At 71.7% G+C, this 1,446-nt stretch carries 2 protein-coding genes; both read left to right on the top strand.

Going from position 1 to position 1,446, the window contains the following annotated elements; all coding sequences use genetic code 11:
• Window positions 1–332 (top strand): acyl carrier protein (locus LQT98_RS23905; protein ID WP_231465754.1); only part of this gene is annotated, 332 nt, incomplete at its 5' end.
• Window positions 332–1,446 (top strand): beta-ketoacyl [acyl carrier protein] synthase domain-containing protein (locus LQT98_RS23900; protein WP_231465752.1); only part of this gene is annotated, 1,115 nt, incomplete at its 3' end. The genes LQT98_RS23905 and LQT98_RS23900, both read left to right, overlap by 1 nt.

Genomic DNA, 1,446 nt, shown 5'->3' with positions numbered 1-1,446 from the left:
CGCCGGCGACGCCGGCCGCGGCGGCGCGGCGCGACGCTTCGCTGGAGGCCACGATGCTGGCCGCCTTCGCCGAGGTGGTCGGCGTCGAGATAGACCCGCGGCAGGGCTTCTTCGACGCGGGCGCCACCTCGATGCACATCGTGAGGCTGCGCGCGCTGCTGGCGTCGCGCGGCGTCGCGGTGCCCCCGCTGGTCGATTTCTTTTCGCTGGCCACGATACGGGCGCTCGCCGAGCGCGCCGATACGGGCGAGGCGGACCTTTCCCCAATGATGGACATCGACGGCGCACGCGCCTATCGACAGCGCGTACGCGCACGCAAGGAGGCTTTGTAATGACTGATGCAACACCCGTAGACGCCGTAGCGATCATCGGCGCGAGCTGCCGCCTGCCCGGCGTCAGCACCCTGGAACAGTTCTGGTCGATGATAGCCGACGGCCGGGTCGCGATCGAACGCTTTGGCGCGGACGCGGCACGCCGCGAAGGCGTGCCGGAGACGGTGCTGGCCCAGCCCGGCTTCGTCGGCGCCGGCGGTCCGCTGGACGGCGTCGATCAATTCGACGCGGCCTATTTCGGCATTCCGCCGTCGCAGGCGGCGGCGATGGACCCGCAGCAGCGGATTTTCCTCGAATGCGTGCACGAGGCGCTGGAGCGCGCCGGTCACGGCGCGGCGCGCGGCGCGCGCGTCGGCGTCTGGGCCGGCTCGGCCAGTGTCGATTATCTCGTCGACCACGTGCGCGACCGGCTGGACCGCGCGTCGCCCAACCGCTATCTGCAGCAATGGGTGGGCGTGGACAAGGACTATCTGGCCACCCAGGTTGCCTACCGGCTCGATTTCGGCGGCCCGGCCATCAGCTTGCAGACCGCGTGCTCGACTTCCCTCGTCGCCGTGGTTCAGGCGATGCAGGGACTGCTGAGCTTCCAGTGCGACTTCGCGGTGGCGGGCGGCGTCAGCGTCGCCTTGCCGCAGCGGCAGGGCCATGTGTACGAGGAGGGCAGCATTCTGTCCGCGGACGGCGCCTGCCGTCCGTTCACCACGGACAGCAGCGGCACCGTCTTCGGCAACGGCGCGGGCGTGGTGGTGCTGCGCCGCCTGGAGGACGCGCTGGCCGACGGCGACCCCATCATGGCGGTGATTCGCGGCGGTGCGGTCAACAACGACGGCGCGGCCAAGGTGGGCTTCACCGCGCCCGGCGGGCGCGGGCAGCAGGACGTGATCCGCCAGGCGCTGGCGCTCAGCGAGGTGGACGGTGCGTCGATAGGCTATGTGGAGACGCACGGCACCGGCACGGCGATCGGCGACGAGGTGGAGCTGGCGGCGCTGGGCGCGGCCCTGGGCCAGCGTTCCGCCGCCGACGCGCGCTGCGCGCTGGGCACGCTGAAGGCGAACGTCGGCCATCTGAACGCGGCGGCGGGCGCTTGCGGGCTGATCAAGGCCGCGCTGGCGGT

It is taken from the genome of Chromobacterium aquaticum, from assembly GCF_021129195.1.
Classification (GTDB): domain Bacteria; phylum Pseudomonadota; class Gammaproteobacteria; order Burkholderiales; family Chromobacteriaceae; genus Chromobacterium; species Chromobacterium aquaticum.
Note: the sequence above shows the minus strand (reverse complement) of the source record. Positions and strands in the feature narration are given on the sequence as shown.